This window comes from Vibrio sp. 2132-1, assembly GCF_033344315.1.
The window spans coordinates 1-670 of the sequence record NZ_JAWPON010000393.1 but is presented as its reverse complement, the minus strand read 5'-3'; the positions used below and the strand labels follow the sequence as shown (position 1 = coordinate 670).

Here is a 670-nt window from a genome sequence, read left to right as displayed (position 1 = left end):
ATTCCACCTGCAAGGGTTTTGATTTTTGATGTTGAGTTGTTAGAGATTCAGTAATCTTTCCTCTCGTACAATAAAAAACGCCGCAATTTTCGCGGCGTTTTTTATTAGCAGATATACCATTAAGTTATTCGCTTACTGCAACACCATTCCAATATAGTGATCGGCTAGGAGCGCAACAAACAGCGCCAACAGATGATAAATGGAGAACTTAAATGTTTCTATCGCGCTATTAGGCTCGGGGGCAAACTTGAGTTTCCACGCGTGATAGATGAAACCCGCATTTAGCAGCAATGCTGAAAAGAGATAGATAAAACCGACCATCCCCACCAATACAGGCATCACGCACACCAATGTGAGCAATACCGTGTAAAGTAAGATCGACGTTTTGGTGTATTCAATGCCATGGGTTACCGGCAGCATAGGAATATCGACCTTGCGGTAATCTTCCACTCGATGTATCGCGAGAGCCCAGAAATGTGGCGGTGTCCAGATGAAGATAATCATCACCAATAGCCAAGCGTGACCATGCAGCTCACCCGTCACCGCTGTCCAACCTAAGAGTGGCGGCATCGCACCGGCAATGCCAGCAATCACAATATTTTGCGGCGTTGCTCGCTTCAAATACATGGTGTAAACCACCGCATAGCCCAGTAAACTCAAAAACGTCATC

Annotated in this window: 1 protein-coding gene; it reads right to left on the bottom strand. The window is 45.7% G+C overall.

The annotated features are described in order from the left end of the window. Positions 1-132 precede the first annotated feature (132 nt). The coding region (locus tag R8N47_RS25620) for a protoheme IX farnesyltransferase (protein WP_318186156.1) at positions 133-670 on the bottom strand (538 nt) is incomplete at its 5' end.